Here is a 17,095-nt window from a genome sequence, read left to right as displayed (position 1 = left end):
GAGGTATACTCTTGTGAAGGCTCAAATCTTCAATCCCTCTTTAAAACTTTTCTTGACAGGCTCCTGGCCAAACCCTTCCAACCCGAAGGGGCAGTATTGATGACACCATTGCCTTTGCCCCTGAAAATTCATGCATCTCCTACGGATGTCCTCAATATTACTGGTCAGACAGACGGATTGGACAGTGTTAGGACTGTAATCGGTAAGCCAGTTCTCAATCGTAAGAGAAGGCATTAATCCGCCAAATGTGAAGCTGTTTTGAGGGCCTTGTGAAATTTAAAACCTATTTTTCCTATGTTTTTTGAAATTCTTGCTGTATCTTTGCCCCTGTTAACACGCCATATCGATAGAGTGCTGCACGACCGTAACCTCATTTTTACGGCACTCCATAGGGTTTGCCTATAACCTGGCGTTTAAGTTCTGAAAGGTTACGGATTTCAGGGCTTCTTTCTAAAGAATCATACAATGAAAAGGATATCAATCCATGCGTAAAGTCGCTCTCATTACTGGCGCTCTTACCGGTATTGGCCATGAAACGGCTCTTTTATTTGCTAAAAACGACTTTAAACTGGTTGTCTCCGGTCGTAGGGATGAAGCAGGCAAGGCATTGGAAGCCGAACTCCAAAAATTGGGTGCTGAGGCTTTCTTCTTTAAAAGCGATGTTCAGAAAGAGGACCAAGTTAAAGCCCTGGTCGATTTTTGCCTCAGCAAGTTTGGAAGGCTGGATGTTGCCGTGAACAATGCCGGCACCGAGGGCAAGGCATTACCCCTTACAGACGTTACAACCGAGTCCTATTACTATACATTTGATACGAATGTGCTTGGGGTTATTCTCTCGCTCAAATATGAGCTAGCGGCCATGTATAAGCAAAAATCTGGCACTATTATCAATATGTCCTCTATTGCAGGAAAAATGGGAAGCCCCAGTGCTGGACTGTACGTAGCCAGCAAGCATGCCGTAGAAGGGCTCACCAAAACCGCAGCACTTGAGGCCGCCCCTTTTGACGTCAAAGTCAATGCCATTGCCCCTGGCCCTATTGCAACCAGAATGTTTAACGACTTCATTCCCGATGATTCTGTACGGGATGAATTCGTTTCTGCAGTCCCCCTAAAACGGGTTGGAGAGGTCAGCGATATTGCCAATATGGCCCTTTATATTGCACAGGGCAAAAGCCCTTATATGACAGGTGCCAGCATTACGATTGATGGCGGCATGCTGGCCTAAAATCCTCTTATACCCCCATGGAATGAGGACGAAATAAAGAAATCCCCTGCCGTAACAGCAGGGGATTGAGTCAAGCCACTAAACCTATGCGTGAAAAACGTAGCTATAACGCTATAGTCTACCTCTTTAGTCATACTGAAATTATTCTTTTGTCGCAATAATTAATTATCTATTTTTTAACTTTTTTTAGATTTTCTTTACTTTTGAAAGTTTTAAGAAAATTTTCCACCCCCATCACAGAAATATTTTTTTCAATATGAGCCCCTTCAATACGCTCCTGCGGGCTGCACAGCTCATAAGGCTCCCCTCCTCCAACCAGAAGATGCGACAACATAAGCCATGGCCAACATAATGACCGCCTCTCTCACTTTTAATTCGGGGCGAATACGGGCATAAGGCCCTATAATGGCCTGGTTATGGAGAATATAATTTGCAAGACTACTAAAGGATTTCATCTCGACATCCTTATGAACGATCACGCCTGAAGGACCATGCCTAAACGACTATGTCTGGCTCGAAGACCCCATAAGGGATGGATTATCACCCCTTCTGCTCGCTCAGTATTCCCTACATAAAAGCAGTATCGGGGGCAATAAGCTTTACCCCGCGGCCAAGGAGATGCGGAGGGGCTACGGAGCCTTTGAGTAATAATCTTTATGAGCGATAGTGTGTATGTACAACCTTAACCACAGCAGAACTCTGTGTCAGCAATCCCCTCTTGGTTTTGAAGGCTATAAATCATAAGTTTCTCAAAGAGATGGGTTGATCAAAGAAAGGAACCCCGTTCTTCTGGGCTTGCAGCCTATCCTGACCCAAATTTTTGGCCTGACCCCAAGTTTGGTCTTGCCAAAAATTTGGCCTATATCACGAAACAGAACTTGAATAGCCAGGCCCATAGCAACCCGCATTAAAAACAGCTGAGGGGCTTCAAAGTGTTTGTCATCCGTATTTCAGCAGATAGCGGTCATACAAGGTTTGTAACCCCAGATATCCAAACAGGGCATCCCGTTCGGGGTGAAGGCTTTGTTGGAGCTTTTCGATATCAAACTCCTCTTACAAAACAGGAACAGACTCTGATCGAAAAGATTATCTTATCGAAAAGGTGGGCATAGCTGGCACCAAGACTTTCCCCTAGATATCCCTAACCTAGGCTATCCGTTACCTAGATATCGCTTGTGCCTAGATACCCTTTGAAAGAACGTTTCCTGGCTCCGGCGCAGCCGCCAAACGGCCATAAAAATTACAGAGATAAAAAGTTACAGAAGATAAAGCTGTCAGGCTTGAAAAACGAAAAGCAAATAACCTGCTAAAAAAACGGGGAGTGAATCACCTGCTCAGTGCACCCCTTGCAGAGCCTTACCCTCTCTCCTCTCTTGCCATGCCCCCCGCGACCATAGCCCTGATCATCCCTTTTCTGCATGGCTCCTCTCGTTAATCAGTATGGCTTCTCTCATGAACCCGCATACATGTTTTTGAAACCGCAGAGAGGGAGGTTCTTCCTTCTTCATCAGATAGGGCATTCACGAGGCGCAAGAAAATACAAACCTTTTCTCAAGGCGTCAGTTGGCTCAACTCTGCCCTTATCCATACTATATGCGAAATAGATAATATGAGAAATAGACATGATGGAATAAGGAGTATCCACAACCTTTACCATTCCCAATGGGTTCAAGGTTGCCTCTGGTTTGGCATATTGGGCTGTCGCCTTGCTGCTGGGCGTTGTGCCACTAGAGTACTAGCCGTCCGCTTTGCCTTACAGGTAGAAATGACAGCCCAGTTTAAGGCCTATGCAGCAACGGGCTTACCGCTTGATCATGCCAACACCCATAAACATATGCATCTTCCCCCACGGTTGGGCAGATCCTGATTAAAACTGGGAAAAGTTACAGTTTAAAAGCTGTGCGAGTGCCACGAGCCAAACCGAGCACCAAAAGCTTGCTGCTAACGTAAAACGCTGAGATTGGAAGGGTTTTTTACAGAAAAGCACCGCTCCAAAAACACCAGTATTTATAAGGTTTTCTGGAGCGGGCGATGGGATTCGAACCCACGACCCCAACCTTGGCAAGGTTGTGCTCTACCCCTGAGCTACGCCCGCTTCGTGCTAGTGGCCCTTATTTATTCTGATTTTAAGGACGATGCAAGAGGGAAATTAAAAAAAACGAAAAGAAAATAGAGTTGCCTCCTGCCTACTTGCCCACCTACCCACTTACCCCACATGGCTTGCCCTTCTTTTCCCTCAAAGGAGAGAATTAAAGCAAAATACCAGCAAAAAGAAGGACTCCCCTGACTAGGGTAGGAGGATTAAGGCGACATTGACATTAAAGAGGTAATCAAGAAGGAATTAAGGTGGAATAAAAGAGAGAAAAAACGCAAGAAAATGCTGAAGAAAAAGAAATAAAAAGGCATCAATAAAAAAGGCAATGAGAGGCTTTTTAAAGGAGGGCTTCTTGTAAAGGGCAGCTTCTTTGCGTTCTCCATCCTTCCAGGAGCCCTAACTCCACCCTTGTGGAGGGGGCCTAACCCCACCTTGCGGGAGGTCTCTAACCTCATCCTTGCGAGGAGCCTAATTTGCTCCTAACCCTTGAAAAGTTGAAAACGGATAGCATAATTTTATACAATTCTTCTATGATCATTAAACACATCTTCTATAATCATTAAACCCAGCCGTCAGTTTCAGATTTTTTTCATAAGCAAACAGGTATCTCACACATGAACCAAATTATTGGTGCTTCTTCTCCGACCAACCCCCGTTCTGCTGGCTCATCTGCAAGCCAGGCTACACCCACCTCTGCTGTGGCCCCATCCACAACCCTTTTCACGGATGGAGATACCCCCTTACAGGCGAGTCCCTTTATTTCTGAAGGAAGCCAGAACACCTTCATGAAGGACGTCATTGAGGCCAGCAAAACCCAACCTGTCCTGGTTGATTTCTGGGCAGAATGGTGTGGGCCATGTAAGCAGCTTACCCCCATACTGGAAAAAGTGGTGAAGGCCGCCCAAGGGGCTGTTCGGCTGGTAAAGCTTAATATTGAAACCAACCGTGCCCTTGTTCAACAACTGGCTGAGCTCGGCCTTCCGCTTCAGTCTATTCCTATGGTGGCAGCCTTTTGGCAAGGTCAGATCCTGGATTTGTTCCAAGGGGCTGTGCCTGAAAGCGAAGTGAAGAAATTTATAGAGAATCTGCTGAAAAATACTGGCTCAAGCCTGCCTTCCACCAGCCTGCTGGAAGCCGGGGTTAAGGCCCTGCAAGAAAACAACCCTGCCGAAGCCGCTGATTTTTTCTCGCAGACATTGGGAATCGAGCCAGAAAACCCCAAGGCGTGGGCTGGGCTTATCCGGGCCATGTTAGCCTTGGGCCATAAGGAGGAGGCCAAAGAACTTTTAGGCCAGGTGCCTGAGAAAATTCGCTTAACGGATGATATCGCCGGAGTTAAAACGGCCCTTGAGCTGGTTGATGAAGGAGAGAAAGCCCAAAAGGAAATTGAAAGCCTGCAAGCCGCCCTAGTCAAAGACCCAAACGACCATGCCGCACGCTATGCCCTGGCCACCGCCTATAACAGCATGGATAAAAGAGAAGAAGCCACTGAGGCCCTTCTTGAAATTTTAAGACGTCAACGTGACTGGAACGACCATGCTGCCCGCCAGCAATTGATCCGTTTTTTTGAATCCTGGGGAATGGCAGACCCAGCCTCTGTCGCCGGACGCAAACGGATGTCAACCATTCTGTTTTCCTAAACACTGTTAGCCTTGTTTTCTAAACGCTGCTAACCTTGGGGGGTGGCAAAGGGCAGAAGAAAAGCAGGAACCTCGTTCTCTCTTTCTGCTTTTCTTCTCTATCATTCAAATCCTCATCAGAAAGGACCCCTCATGCCGCCATTAACACCCCCAGGCTCCATCCCACCCGCCTTCAAGCGCTTTCCCCCTATTTCGGAACTGACCTTAGCCGATATTCCTGGCGTTATTACTCTATTTGCTTTTGAAAATGCCTTTTTGCTCCCTTACGGCTCCCTTCCCTTAAATGTTACAGAAGCCGAGGCTATCTCTTTGGTCGATCAGGCCTTGGCCACCCATCGCCTTTTAGGCATTGCCCAACCCAGTACGCCCTTTTCTCAGTTCCTTTCCCAACAAGGAGCTGTCCTCCCCCAGCCTGCCACCAAAGATGAAGTGTCCCAAAAGCCCCTCAAGGCCTCGTCCCACCTCATAAGAGACACCCATCCTTCTGCTGATAATAATCTGAACGATCTGCACTCCCTTCATAACGAGGATCCCCCCCTTTACCCTCTTGGCTGCCTGTACCCTATTGGTTGTTTAGGTCGGATTAGCTCGTTTAAAGAACGCCCCGATGGGAGTCTGGCCATCATCCTCACAGGGGTCATCCGTTTCAGGATTATCCGCGAGGAACCCCACCCCCACCATGCCACGTGTCGCAAAGCCTATATTGATAGTTCGGCCTTTGGGGAAGACCTGACCCTCGCCCCCTTATTCCATATGAATAAAACTACATTGCTGGCTGCCTTACAGCATTACTGCCAAAAGCACCATTTTGAGTGTAATCTTCCTGCCTTGGCACAGCTGGATAATTTTAGCCTTGCCATGCTGGTGCCAACCCTTTTCCCCTTTCCTGCCGAGATAAAGCAGTGGCTGTTACAAGCCCCCACCCTGACCGAGAGAATCCACCGCTTACAAATCATTTTTGAAGGCCAGAGCCGCTAGGCCCGTAACCTTTTTTGCCCTTAAACCCTTTTCACCCTTAAGGAGATATTCCCTTTTACAGCCTTTAAGCTATCCAGCCTTTATGGTATAAAGAACCGATAGGCCATTTAAGGCCCCCTTGCTTCGGCCCTAGGTCTTTTTACAGCCGTGGCTTTCATGATTGCGTTATTTTTAGTCTCTCCTTACAGGACCAAACCTATTATGACATCGCCTTCACACCCTGCCCCTGTCGACCCCCAATTGTTGCAGATTCTGGTTTGCCCTGTGACCAAAACCACCCTTATTTATGACAGAGACCATAACGAACTGGTGAGCACAGCAGCACGCTTGGCTTTTCCCATTCGCGATGGAATCCCCATTATGCTGGTCTCCGAAGCCCGCCCTTTGGATGAGGGCGAATATCCCGCCAAGCCATAATTTTTTTACCCCTCCCTTTCTTCCCAAAAAACAACACTGACCCCCCAGCCTAATCCCCTCTCTCTTCTTGAAATGTCTAGTTTTCATGAGGGATCATACTAACCGTTGGTAGCAACTTCTCTGAACAACTTTGTAGCACGCCAGCATCAGCAAAAACTCAACCCCCACCACCGCAGAAGGTGCGATTCCCACGCCTTTTATCACCAAGAAACAGCTTAGCCATGCCACCTTCTGGTAAGCCGCTTTTTATAAGACAGGCAGGGGGGCAATACCCGTAATAGCCTTTCTTTCCCCAGATTTTTTCTAAAAAATATCTTTTTTCAAAAAATAGGCCCTCTCAAAGACGTTTGCTGAGTTACTTTTCGAGCTTGTCATGAGGCTATTCCATAGGGCTTAGAGACCCCTAGAGTTAGAAACTCCTAGGGAACGATAAAGGCCATTAAGGATAATTTCTACGCAACGGTTCTGAGGTTCACGGGTATTCGGACCTGTTGGAACCAGAGGATGAGATTCACCATAACCATGGATATCGATAGCAGAAGCAGGAACATTATTACGGATCAGTTCAGCTTTTACGCTCTGGATACGGCGGTCTGGGCACAGCGGTCTGGGCACAGCGGTCTAGGCACAGCACTCTGGGCACAGCGCCCTGGGGCACGGCAGATAGAAAGGCCCACCATCCTTAGTCGGGAGCTTATAAATGAGGGCTGATCACTCATAAAATATCTGTAACAACCTGCCTTTGTTCATTTACAGCTCGTATCCCCGCTATAATGAACGTTTTCGTGTGGCCATAGACTTTGTAGATCATGCTTTGAAACATTCTGATACGGAAGTATTTGGAGCAACCATTTTACTAATAGCTGGCATCCCACTGACCTTCCCAGCGCAACAAAACCTCTCCTCCTGCCCTCTTTTCCGTTTACGGGTAAAATCATAAAACGATCCCAACCCTTTACTAGCCATTCCTTTACTGGTCATTCCTTTACTGGCCATTCAAAAGATTGACCAAAAAACTCTGGTGTTATGAGCCCTGAAGCACCAGCCCCTATTACCGGTCATTCTCCTCATGGGTTTCTGAAACGTCTTGTCCTTACGGGTCATGTCAGAAGTGCTTTTAACCGAGTAGACCCTGCGGGGCTCTATGTCCTCCAGAAAAGAAGGTTCCAAAGGGCAGAAGCCATAAAAGTTTTTATGGGAAAAAGATAAGGTGACCAATTAAATTTATCGTAAAAAAACAAATTATACTTTTTTTTATAGTTATTTTGTGATTATACATATTACAAACGTAATATTAAATGGATCTACCCCTTATGGTTACCTGGAGAGCCCACAGCCCACGCCACCTGAAAAGCCGTTTTAGACCCACGCGTTATGGGATTGGCCTCTTCATGCTATTTCCTATTCTTCTGGCCTATACCCATCCTGCTGATGCCCAGCAACAGCCGGCCACCGATATTAACCATCTTTCCCATACTCATCATTATACCCCTTTGCACATTCAAACCGTAACCAGCCCCACCAAGGAAGACGTACAAAATACCGTATTTTACGACGATGATGAGACCAAAATTGCCCTTTTTCACTACCGTCCCCAGATCTCTTTTAAGGCAACAGACCTCACACTTGCTGTAGGAATGTATTTGGATTACGATTTTATTGGCAATCTACACACATCAGCCCCGCAGGGGCAAAACCGAGGGATTTTTCCAGACTTTGCCAACCATTTGCGCTATTTGCGCTTTCCAATTGTGCTCTCCTGGCAGAAGGACTATTATGGTGTTTTCACGCCAGATTTTAGCCCCTACGCTGCCAACCTCAACCATATTTACGAAGCCAATTTCAACTATACAGGTTTTAAAAACACCCATCTGGTTATTGGCATTTATAAGCCGGTTTTTACCCTTGAAGATTCCAACAGCTATACGGTATTTGATGCTATAGAACGCCCGGCCATTGTCGATGCCTTTCGCTCCATTGCCGCAGCCAATGGCCGCCTTGCCGTAGGTGGTGAAAACTGGCATGATCTCTGGTCCCTGAGTGCTTATCTGAGTGGGCCAACCACGGGACGCCATACCTCAGACTTTACCCGCAGCCAATTTGGGGGAGCTGCCCGCTTTACCCTCCACCCTGTGAGCACCAAAACGCTTGATCTCCATCTGGGAATGGATGCGACCTTTGCCTTACATGGCGAGGGAGAAAACTATGCCCTTTCTTCTATCCCTGAACTAACCATTAACAGCACCAGGCTGGTCGGAACAGGGCGGCTGAATAATGCCACCAACATTTGGGGAATTAACCCAGAGCTTGGGTTTCGCTATGACAACTTGCTTTTAAAATCAGAATATAGCGTTATTACCATTAACCGAGAACCCAATGGTACTGCCTCTACCGCTCCCCTCCATGTTCAGGGATGGTATATTGTGGGCAGCTACACCTTGCTGGGTAACCCCCGCTATTATAACAACCGCCTTGGCAATTTTTCACCGCCCAAGGCTTCCTTTCACCCTGAAAGCTATAACTGGGGGGCTCTAGAATGGGTGGGCCGATGGAGCGTGATAGACTATAATACCGGTGGTATCCAAGGGGGGCGCCAAACGGCCTGGGTTACTGGCCTCAACTGGTACCCCACCCCCTTTACCCGCGTTTCCTTACAATATAACCATATTCTTTCTGCCTCATCGCTCACCCAGACAGCAAGCCGCTACGGCCGACATGCTGATTTTATTGCCGCAAGACTGCAAATGAATTTCTAGTCGAATGAATTTCTAGCCTACTTGAAGACTCCTTACTGCACGCTCCTTCTCTTTCCCTCGTTCCTTCTCCTTTCCCCATTAACGTCCAAAAAACTCTCAAGAACATTCTCTGGAAAATACTTTGGGAAGTGCTCCAAAAAACGCCCTGAAAAACACACTGGAAAACTCCCGGGGACATTCTCTGGAAAATACCCAAGAGAACGCCCTAAAGAACACTTTAGAGAACTCCTTGGAGAATGCCCCGGAGAATGCCCTAGAGGAAATTCCAAAAACTCCCAGAGAGACCCTCAACGAGCCGTTCAAATCCATACAGCCCAGATCACTTCCTCTCCCCTCTTTCAGGCCAATACTCCACCAAACTCTCCACTCAACACTCAGGTAAATTCTCCGGAAGATTCTGCAGAAAATTCTCCAGCAAACTCTTCGACAAACGCCCAAACAAACTCTCACCCCAGCACCCCCACAGCCTCGGCAGATCGTGCCCAAAAAGCCATGCGCTCAGGCTTGTATGGCTTTCTCTATCTGGAAATTCTGGATTCCTCCTTTTCATTTGAGGAAGTCGATTGAACACCCCATCTCCCCTACCCCGGGTTTACTCCCCCTCCCAACATCCTCCCTTTATTCACTTCCGTTCCATCTCCCTCCATCACTTCCCAACATGCCACCAAGATTGCATGGAACAAAACAGGTTTATTCTTTCTGATACACCCTCCTGCCTATATTCATCCACACAAGCCTTCCCAGACTTCAATCAAAGATGGGCTACACCCCTTAACAGCACAGAATACCCACGCCCAAAATACCCTCCCTATGGGCCCTCCGTTACCCCTCTCTCCATTGTGCCAATCATTCCATCAAGGCTGTCTTGAACACGCCTTCTTTATTTCTTCCACTCCTAACCTGCCTATATGAAACCTCTTTGGGAGCACTCGCGTCATTCCCAAAGGGTTCGTCAGGGATATTGCCCACTTGGGCAAACTTGGGCAAACTTGAGCAGAAGAGAGGGATACCTTTTTAAAATCAGAATATAACGTTATGACCATTAACCGAGAACCCAATGGTATGCCTCCACCGAGCCCCTTCATGTTCCATAATCAGACGCTCTACCCCTTCCACAATGTGAGTTGACATGGGCATTTTTGTGGTTTTGGGTTATATAGGCCAGTATGAATTTGGTGGAAGCGGGAGTGCCTCTTCGACAGTAAAACAAAGTAGAGTAAAGAAGAGATGAAACAGAAACATTTTTGGAATGAAAGACTTAAGAATGTGAACCCATAACCATGTAGAAGGTTAGGAGAACAAAAAGGAGGGCCACGCTAAAATTATTCTGTAAAGGGTTTTCCAACAGCCCCTTGTACGACCCCCTTGTCAGGAGCCCCCTTTCAGGCAGGAGAGCAAGCGGGAACACCTCCAAGAAACATGACCTGATTTTAAGACTATCTCCAGGGTTATCCACAGCTCTGGAATGCTCTTCTTTCTTTTCCCTCAAGGATTCCAGACGCCACAGAGAAAAAACAGGGGAAAGATTTTTAATTAAACTATTGTTTTATAAAGATTTTTTAAAATTTATCTCCCACGCCATTTTTACGGACAAAAAATATCCCCATAAATAAAATAGTTCTCTGTTTTTTCTACAAAAGTTATCCACAGAAACTGATAACATGTTGTTTCTAGAGCTTTTTTATATTTTTCCATTTATCTGCCTGGTTCTTTTTTCGGTAAGAATTATAGCCTATAAACAAAGAAAGCTTCAGGAAACAGGAAAGCTTCAAGACCAAGTAAATCGTTCTTATGAAAGACCCTGGTCAAACCCTATCCTATTCCAAGGCAAGCCCTGCCCTATTTCAAAGTGAAAGACCTCATGCATTCCCTTCGCTATTTTATAACCCCTCTTATTTTCAGCGTTCTTGGCCTTATGGCAGGGGCTGCGATTGGTTATGGTTTTTCTCCTACGCTCACAGCGGCCCTCACCGCAAGCTTTTATGTAGCCATTTTGGCCATTATGGAAATTTCCCTTTCATTTGATAACGCTATTGTGAATGCCAATATCCTTAAAACCATGGACCCTCTCTGGTGTCGGCGCTTTTTGCTATGGGGAATGCCACTGGCTGTCTTTGGCATGCGGTTGCTCTTTCCCTTGATTATTGTGGCCATTGCTGCCCATATTAACCCTATAAAGGCCCTTTCTATGGCCGTTTATTCTCCTCAGCTTTATGCCCATACGCTGGAGGAAGCCCATTATAGCATTGCCGCCTTTGGGGGCGTGTTTCTGCTGATGGTGGCCTTAAAGTTTTTTTGCAACGGCCATAAAACCGTGCATTGGATCCCCTTTATTGAAAAACCCCTAGCCCGCCTTTCAGCCCTTGAAGCCATAGAAGAAATGTTTGCAATGGGTTGCCTCTTAATTTTAAGCTTTTTTCTGGGAGAACATGCACTGAATTTTCTGGAAGCAGGAATATTGGGACTGATTGTTTTTATTTTCATCCACTCTCTTACCGCACTGGTAACCCCACCAATAACGTCACCAGTAACATCACCAGAGAATTTGGTAGAGGGTTTGGCCCCTTCCGTTTCCCTACCCGCAGAAAGGCCCCTCTTCCCCCATGAAGGCTCCTTTTCCCAAAGCCTAGCGGCCTCCACCTTGTCCCCTTCAGCTCTCCAGGAAAGCCCCCAGAAGAATACCCAAAAGAACACTTTAGAGAACTCCTTGGAGAATGCACCGGAGAATGGCCCTAGAGGAAATTCCAAAAACTCCCAGAGAGACCCTCAACGAGCCGCTCAAATCCATACTCCGCCAGAAGCCCAGATCACTTCCCCACCCCTCTTTCAGGCCAATACTCCACCAAACTCTCCACTCAACACTCAGGTAAATTCTCCGGAAGATTCTGCAGAAAATTCTCCAGCAAACTCTTCGACAAACGCCCAAACAAACTCTCACCCCAGCACCCCCACAGCCTCGACAGCCAGTACCCAAAAAGCCATGCGCTCAGGCTTGTATGGCTTTCTCTATCTGGAAATTCTGGATTCCTCCTTTTCATTTGATGGAGTCGTCAGTGCCTTTGCCATTAGCAGTAACCTTTTTATTATTGCCATTGGCTTAGGAATTGGCGCCTTCTTTGTACGTTCCCTTACCGTTATGTTGGTTGAAAAAAACACCCTGCAAACTTATCGCTACCTGGAAAACGGAGCCTTTTGGGCCATTTTTGCCTTGGCGTGCCTGATGTTACTGGGCACACTCCTCCCTATTCCAGAAGCCCTAACAGGCCTTATTGGGGTCTGCCTCATTGGGCTATCGCTGCTCTCTTCCATAAGGGCGGCCAAAACACCAAGCCCCTCACCAGCCCCCCACTAACCAATCATTTCCTCCCTATTTATACTGGTGCGTAACACCCGCTCCAACCATAGCAAGTCGTGCTCAAAAATCATCAGGGTAAAATGAAGGGGGCTTTCCTGTTTGTCCCTTACAGGATCATAAGCGGCTTGCAGGGTGGCAATCAGGGCGGTGTTATCGACCTTGAGCCTTTTCGGCTGCGAAGAAAAGCTCAACAGGGGAAGAACAGGCCTGAACACATTTTTCCCTCGTTCAGTAAAAAACAAGAAGAACCTTTCTATCCGCACGCGCCAGCCTTTTTGGTTGGGCAGCATAATTTTCCTCAGATTATGCACCTTATTGGCCGCTTCGACCTGGCAAAGCTGCCGCATGCGATTTAGCATCGCCACCGTTGGCTCAGAAAGAGGCTTACACAACACTTCAAACTCTTCGGTAGAAATATTGGTCAGCGCCCGGGCAATAAAAATAGTATCACTTTGTAAGCGGCGCAGAATACGCGGCAATTTAACAAGAAACGGGTCATAAAGCTCCAGCTTGGCAATGGGGTGGCCCTGACGCAGCTCCTTTATGGCTTCTGTCACCTTCTGTAGGGAAAGGGTGCAGGCATCATTTAAAGCTTCCACATCGCTCCACCACATGCGCCGCTCCATAATGGCCGCAAATAAAATGCCCAGATTATCCAGCATTTCATCCCCGGCCAGCAGGGCATCCTTACGGGCATTGCTCGGTAAGACAAAATAGGACACCACCATGGAGGACATAACCCCCACAAGAATGGCCATCACCCTATCCATCGGCCGAGAAAAGGGAGAGCCCACAGAGGGAAACAAAAAAACCACAGCCAAGGTTACCCCAGCCAGACGCATACTTGGCTTGATGGCCGAAAGCCCAGCCAGCGGCACTAAAAGCAGCCAGAAGGCCTCCCATTTACCAAGCATCCCGTAAAGGGTCAGGGTTGTGGCCAAAATCCCCGCCATGGCACCAATGGCTGTGCCCACCAACTGGTCTAATGCCGTAGAAAATGTTTGGGAAATCCTAATCTGGGTTACCACAATGGCAGTCATAAGGGCCCAGTAAGGTTCATGCAGGCCAATAGAGCGAGCAATCACCTGAGACATCAGCACTGAAAATACAATGCGAACACCCTGGTGCCACTGGAGGCGAAAACTCTCCCACGCCTTGCCAAACCCCCCGGAGAATTTTACTAAACTTACCTTCACTTGACCTCAAAAAAACAAGTATGCCTTAATTAAGTAGGCCTTAATACTGGCCCCATTCTCACATTAAGGCCTCTCTTCTCATAACATAAGGTCTAATCACATAAGGCCAAGCCCTAAACCCGCTCCAACAGCTCTTTTTACGAGCCCATTCCCCAAGCCTCAGATACTCTGAACATATTTCCGAAGATATTTTCCGCGGATGCTCTTCTACCCTACCAGGGCGATCCGTCTCAATTACGCCTGGTTTTGCCCTCTTTTGCTCTCTTATGCTCCCTGGGGCTCCTCTTTCATCCTATTAGCCCCCCTCTTAGAAAGGCTGCTGCTCAGGCCCCCTGCTCCTCGTTATGGCTGAAAAGGGCTACCATGACAACATATAGAAGAAACCCCTTCTTTTTTGTGAGGGATATTGTAAAAAATTGGGGTGCTCAGCACGCCAGCCGCACAATTGAGCGGCACATTGGCGAAGATCTACAATTTGTTCGTCCTTAATGGAACCATTGTAGGGGTTCTGGCGGAACGAACGTTTTGAAAATTCCCGTATATCAGGCTCGCCTTCATCCCGCACTGTCCTTCATGTTGTAGTCCTTAAGACTGTTGAAGTTGTGGTTTCTGGTGGTTATTGGCGTATCCCTTTTGTAGGAAGCTTGCTTATCTTGGTTATTACACTTTACCTGCGTCTCACCATGAAAGAATCTCCTGTCTTCGAGAAAGCCCAAATCAGTATATATGGTGCATACTATAATATGGTGTCACTTGTACTATGTGGTATCACTCGATTACTTGCCCAAGGGCACGGGAACCCAATGGGTACTGTCACCACTTTGCACCAAGAGCAGAACAAATTTCCGATTCTGCTTTTTAGCCTGCTCAATAGCGTGACTCAACTCAGTAACGGTGGTCACCTTATCTTGCTGAACCTGCAAGATAACATCTCCCACACGCAAGTCCCGATCGGCTACGGGGCTGTTTTCGCCTATCTGGGTTACAACGACCCCTTTAGCAGAGTCAGGCAGGCTGAATTTTTGCCGAAGAGGAGGAGTTATCTCGCTGACAAAAAAGCCCAGAGCTCCGATATTGGTGCTATTTGGCTTATGGCCCTTTTCCTTTTTAGGCTGTTGGGCAGAAGACGCCTGAGCGGGCTCCTCCGGCAGGGCGGCAATGGTCAAGGGTAAGGTCAGCTTCTTACCTTGGCGCCATACCCCAAGCTTAATGACACGCCCTACAGGAACATCGGCCACCATACGGGGCAGAAAACGGGCTTCAATGGGCTTTCCATCCAGGGTGAGCAGCACATCACCACTCTGAAGGTGGGCCTTTTCAGCCGGCCCCTTAGGTTCAACCCCGGCAACTAAAGCCCCTTGGGCAGATGGCAGGCCAAGACTATCGGCTATATCTTGGTTAACGGGCTGAATCCTCACCCCAATCCAGCCACGCAAAACCTTACCGTTTTTACGCAACTGTTCCACAATGGCACGGGCCTCGTTTGAAGGAATGGCAAACCCAATCCCGATAGACCCCCCTGACGGAGAGAAAATGGCCGTATTAATCCCAATCACCTCTCCTTTCAGGTTAAAGAGCGGCCCACCCGAATTGCCCTTGTTAATAGGCGCATCGGTTTGAATAAAGTCATCATAAGGGCCTTGCTCGATATTGCGCCCCCGAGAAGAGACAATACCAGCCGTGACAGAGCCTGCCAGCCCAAAGGGGTTGCCAATGGCAACCACCCAATCGCCAATCCTGGCTGTATCGCTATTGCCAAACGCCACGGCTGCCAGCTTGGTTTTGGGCTCTATTTTCAAAATGGCCAGGTCTGTGCGGTCATCATGGCCAATCAACTTGGCGGTCAGGGCGGTATTATCTTGCAAGGTTACGGTAATCTGATCCGCATGACGGACAACATGATTGTTGGTCACCACAATACCTGAGGGATCTATAATAAAGCCAGACCCCAAGGCTTGCATACGCCTAGGCGCTGGTGCCCCTCCACCATTGCGCTGGCGGTTCATAAAATCATGAAAAAATTTTTCAAAGGGAGAACCTGGTGGAAACTTGGGCATTTCTGGCATGGTGTTGTTCGGATCGCCCTCATCACCCCCCTCCCCATTGCCGTCATCTTCATCGGAATTACTGCCAGGCTGAACTGTTTCTGTTGTGGAAATATTCACAACGGCCGGCAAGAGCTTATCGGCTATATCGGCAAAGCTACGGGGCATATAAGCAGAAGAAGCAGGCTGTGGGGGTTCTGTAGGTTTGAGGGCATTGGAGGCAGCCAAGGAAACCTGTGGGGAATCACCCCCAGCCTCCGCAGGAATAATCCCAGGCCCTGCGGCTTTGGCCAACATCACGGGCTTATCTTCAGCCCTTTGTTCACCCTGGCTTTTAGGCAAAGGGCCCACCGCCATACTTGCCAACGCAGAAGCCTTTACAGAGAGGCGTTCCCTTGAGGTCAAATCTGTTTTTGCCTCTTGCTCTGCCCCTTGCCTTACCTCTTGGGCGATCGGCGAGGTCGTGAGCGAAGTCGTGGATAAGACAGTCGGTAAGGCAGTGGGTAGGGTTCTACCCAGATTCCACCCTAAAACCCCACCCCCCAAAAGGGCTATAACACTACAAGACAGCAGTAAAGTGGAACGTGAGTAACGCATGCCAACCCTTTATAGAATTAAAAACCGTAACGGCTCTGGAGAAAATAGGTTTTATCCTACCACAGATCAAAAGCTTCTAGAATGAAATAAATATTTTTATCACACCCAATGCTTAAAAGACACACTCCCTCAAACCCGCAGAAACCGAAAGGCCCCTTTCGCTATAGCTCTTCACTGAACTCTTAACTGGGCTCTTAACTAGGCTCTTAGTTGAGCGGACGCGTTGTACCCTTATTCTCCTCTCTCTCGAGCCATTCAAGCTATGATGTGCTTTTTTCACTCTACCAACCTTATTCTCCCCCCTCTTGAACCATTCCTCCTCTTGAGGGGCTTTGGTGAGCCGTGCTATTTAAGAGGCTCTGTTGGTTTGTCTTCTCCTGCTCGTTTCATGAGCCTGATCATTCTAAAAGCTTCCCACTTTTATGGGGGAAGAGGACATAATTTTTTCTGTGAGTTTTGAATACATGACTTGGGCAAATAGTCCTCTTGGGCAGATCGTCCTCATAAATTCAAGGCTGCTACTCCGGCGATCGCCGAAATCATGGTTCTGGGAGCAACGATTGACTCTATAGAAGAAATTGGTTTTGAAACGTTCTCTTGGCTTTTCTGATCTGGCATTTCTCCCCTCCTGGGACTTTTTTCTATAAAAACCTGATTCTCATTAAAACTTCGCTCCTGTCCAAAACGGGCTCCTATAAAACCTGCCTCCCATTAAAACTTCGCTCCTATCCCAAACAGGCTTCTCCCAAACAAACTTCTCCCAAACTCTGGGCCCGCCACCACAATGGGGG

14 protein-coding genes, 1 tRNA gene and 2 pseudogenes are annotated in these 17,095 nt (G+C 47.7%); 12 read left to right on the top strand and 5 right to left on the bottom strand.

What is annotated here, in order from left to right:
* The first annotated feature begins 99 nt into the window (after positions 1-99).
* Positions 100-237, top strand: coding sequence for a hypothetical protein (locus JGUZn3_RS05130; RefSeq protein ID WP_203414581.1), 138 nt, complete (start codon positions 100-102; stop codon positions 235-237).
* Positions 238-484: 247 nt separating this feature from the next.
* The gene (locus tag JGUZn3_RS05125; RefSeq protein WP_203414580.1) at positions 485-1,225 is read left to right on the top strand and encodes an SDR family NAD(P)-dependent oxidoreductase; all 741 of its coding nucleotides are present in this window, start codon (positions 485-487) and stop codon (positions 1,223-1,225) included.
* Positions 1,226-1,518: 293 nt separating this feature from the next.
* Here JGUZn3_RS05125 and JGUZn3_RS05120 read toward each other — a convergent pair whose 3' ends face one another.
* Positions 1,519-1,680: a hypothetical protein gene (locus tag JGUZn3_RS05120; RefSeq protein WP_203414579.1), complete on the bottom strand. Its 162-nt coding sequence runs from the start codon at positions 1,678-1,680 to the stop codon at positions 1,519-1,521.
* A 1,154-nt stretch (positions 1,681-2,834) separates the two neighbouring features.
* Here JGUZn3_RS05120 and JGUZn3_RS12880 point away from each other — a divergent pair.
* Complete coding sequence (locus JGUZn3_RS12880; protein ID WP_203414578.1) at positions 2,835-3,092, top strand: ChbG/HpnK family deacetylase; 258 nt, start codon at positions 2,835-2,837, stop codon at positions 3,090-3,092.
* 153 nt (positions 3,093-3,245) lie between these two features.
* Here the strand turns inward: JGUZn3_RS12880 and JGUZn3_RS05110 are convergent.
* A tRNA-Gly gene (locus JGUZn3_RS05110) sits at positions 3,246-3,320 on the bottom strand.
* 614 nt (positions 3,321-3,934) lie between these two features.
* On the opposite strand from JGUZn3_RS05110, the gene JGUZn3_RS05105 reads away from it, so the two are divergent.
* From JGUZn3_RS05105 to JGUZn3_RS05095, 3 genes are all read left to right on the top strand, one after another.
* Entirely contained in the window at positions 3,935-4,960 is a 1,026-nt protein-coding gene (locus JGUZn3_RS05105; protein ID WP_203414577.1) for a thioredoxin family protein, read from the top strand.
* A 132-nt stretch (positions 4,961-5,092) separates the two neighbouring features.
* Positions 5,093-5,938 (top strand): LON peptidase substrate-binding domain-containing protein, encoded by an 846-nt coding sequence (locus JGUZn3_RS05100; RefSeq protein ID WP_203414576.1) that lies wholly within the window; start codon positions 5,093-5,095, stop codon positions 5,936-5,938.
* Positions 5,939-6,139: 201 nt separating this feature from the next.
* A complete protein-coding gene (locus tag JGUZn3_RS05095; protein WP_203414575.1) occupies positions 6,140-6,355 on the top strand; it encodes a Trm112 family protein in 216 nt (71 codons plus the stop codon).
* 393 nt (positions 6,356-6,748) lie between these two features.
* Here JGUZn3_RS05095 and JGUZn3_RS05090 read toward each other — a convergent pair.
* Positions 6,749-6,946: pseudogene (locus JGUZn3_RS05090) on the bottom strand (OmpA family protein); the annotation flags it as partial.
* 435 nt (positions 6,947-7,381) lie between these two features.
* On the opposite strand from JGUZn3_RS05090, the gene JGUZn3_RS05085 reads away from it, so the two are divergent.
* The 4 genes from JGUZn3_RS05085 to JGUZn3_RS05070 all read left to right on the top strand — a co-directional run bounded on the left by JGUZn3_RS05085 (position 7,382) and on the right by JGUZn3_RS05070 (position 12,463).
* Positions 7,382-7,564, top strand: a complete 183-nt coding sequence (locus JGUZn3_RS05085) for a hypothetical protein (RefSeq protein ID WP_203414574.1) — start codon at positions 7,382-7,384, stop codon at positions 7,562-7,564.
* Between the two features lie 104 nt (positions 7,565-7,668).
* Complete coding sequence (locus tag JGUZn3_RS05080; protein ID WP_203414573.1) at positions 7,669-9,111, top strand: OprO/OprP family phosphate-selective porin; 1,443 nt, start codon at positions 7,669-7,671, stop codon at positions 9,109-9,111.
* Between the two features lie 21 nt (positions 9,112-9,132).
* Positions 9,133-9,678 carry a DUF475 domain-containing protein gene (locus tag JGUZn3_RS05075; RefSeq protein ID WP_203414572.1) on the top strand — a complete coding sequence of 182 codons (546 nt, stop codon included), beginning with the start codon at positions 9,133-9,135 and terminating at the stop codon, positions 9,676-9,678.
* A gap of 1,294 nt (positions 9,679-10,972) precedes the next feature.
* Positions 10,973-12,463: a DUF475 domain-containing protein gene (locus tag JGUZn3_RS05070; protein WP_203414571.1), complete on the top strand. Its 1,491-nt coding sequence runs from the start codon at positions 10,973-10,975 to the stop codon at positions 12,461-12,463.
* Here the strand turns inward: JGUZn3_RS05070 and JGUZn3_RS05065 are convergent.
* Positions 12,460-13,662 (bottom strand): FUSC family protein, encoded by a 1,203-nt coding sequence (locus JGUZn3_RS05065; RefSeq protein ID WP_203414570.1) that lies wholly within the window; start codon positions 13,660-13,662, stop codon positions 12,460-12,462. The two genes, JGUZn3_RS05070 and JGUZn3_RS05065, sit on opposite strands and share 4 nt — an antisense overlap.
* A 363-nt stretch (positions 13,663-14,025) precedes the next feature.
* On the opposite strand from JGUZn3_RS05065, the gene JGUZn3_RS12595 reads away from it, so the two are divergent.
* Positions 14,026-14,151, top strand: coding sequence for a hypothetical protein (locus JGUZn3_RS12595; protein ID WP_275402856.1), 126 nt, complete (start codon positions 14,026-14,028; stop codon positions 14,149-14,151).
* A gap of 287 nt (positions 14,152-14,438) precedes the next feature.
* Here JGUZn3_RS12595 and JGUZn3_RS05060 read toward each other — a convergent pair whose 3' ends face one another.
* Positions 14,439-16,004 carry a DegQ family serine endoprotease gene (locus JGUZn3_RS05060; protein WP_203414826.1) on the bottom strand — a complete coding sequence of 522 codons (1,566 nt, stop codon included), beginning with the start codon at positions 16,002-16,004 and terminating at the stop codon, positions 14,439-14,441.
* A 796-nt stretch (positions 16,005-16,800) separates the two neighbouring features.
* Here JGUZn3_RS05060 and JGUZn3_RS12875 point away from each other — a divergent pair.
* A pseudogene (locus JGUZn3_RS12875) lies at positions 16,801-16,914 on the top strand (hypothetical protein); the annotation flags it as partial.
* Positions 16,915-17,095: the final 181 nt, after the last annotated feature.

The organism is Entomobacter blattae, assembly GCF_014672835.1.
Lineage (GTDB): Bacteria > Pseudomonadota > Alphaproteobacteria > Acetobacterales > Acetobacteraceae > Entomobacter > Entomobacter blattae.
This window is presented reverse-complemented; position numbering and strand designations above follow the sequence as displayed.

Excerpts from the sequence above, each read along its gene's own strand:
- JGUZn3_RS05130 (WP_203414581.1), top strand. The coding sequence starts at position 100 with ATGACACCATTGCCTTTGCCCCTGAAAATTCATGCATCTCCTACGGAT.
- JGUZn3_RS05125 (WP_203414580.1), top strand. The coding sequence starts at position 485 with ATGCGTAAAGTCGCTCTCATTACTGGCGCTCTTACCGGTATTGGCCAT.
- JGUZn3_RS05120 (WP_203414579.1), bottom strand. The coding sequence starts at position 1,680 with ATGAAATCCTTTAGTAGTCTTGCAAATTATATTCTCCATAACCAGGCC.
- JGUZn3_RS12880 (WP_203414578.1), top strand. The coding sequence starts at position 2,835 with ATGAGAAATAGACATGATGGAATAAGGAGTATCCACAACCTTTACCAT.
- JGUZn3_RS05105 (WP_203414577.1), top strand. The coding sequence starts at position 3,935 with ATGAACCAAATTATTGGTGCTTCTTCTCCGACCAACCCCCGTTCTGCT.
- JGUZn3_RS05100 (WP_203414576.1), top strand. The coding sequence starts at position 5,093 with ATGCCGCCATTAACACCCCCAGGCTCCATCCCACCCGCCTTCAAGCGC.
- JGUZn3_RS05095 (WP_203414575.1), top strand. The coding sequence starts at position 6,140 with ATGACATCGCCTTCACACCCTGCCCCTGTCGACCCCCAATTGTTGCAG.
- JGUZn3_RS05085 (WP_203414574.1), top strand. The coding sequence starts at position 7,382 with ATGAGCCCTGAAGCACCAGCCCCTATTACCGGTCATTCTCCTCATGGG.
- JGUZn3_RS05080 (WP_203414573.1), top strand. The coding sequence starts at position 7,669 with ATGGTTACCTGGAGAGCCCACAGCCCACGCCACCTGAAAAGCCGTTTT.
- JGUZn3_RS05070 (WP_203414571.1), top strand. The coding sequence starts at position 10,973 with ATGCATTCCCTTCGCTATTTTATAACCCCTCTTATTTTCAGCGTTCTT.
- JGUZn3_RS12595 (WP_275402856.1), top strand. The coding sequence starts at position 14,026 with ATGACAACATATAGAAGAAACCCCTTCTTTTTTGTGAGGGATATTGTA.
- JGUZn3_RS05060 (WP_203414826.1), bottom strand. The coding sequence starts at position 16,004 with ATGTTGGCCAAAGCCGCAGGGCCTGGGATTATTCCTGCGGAGGCTGGG.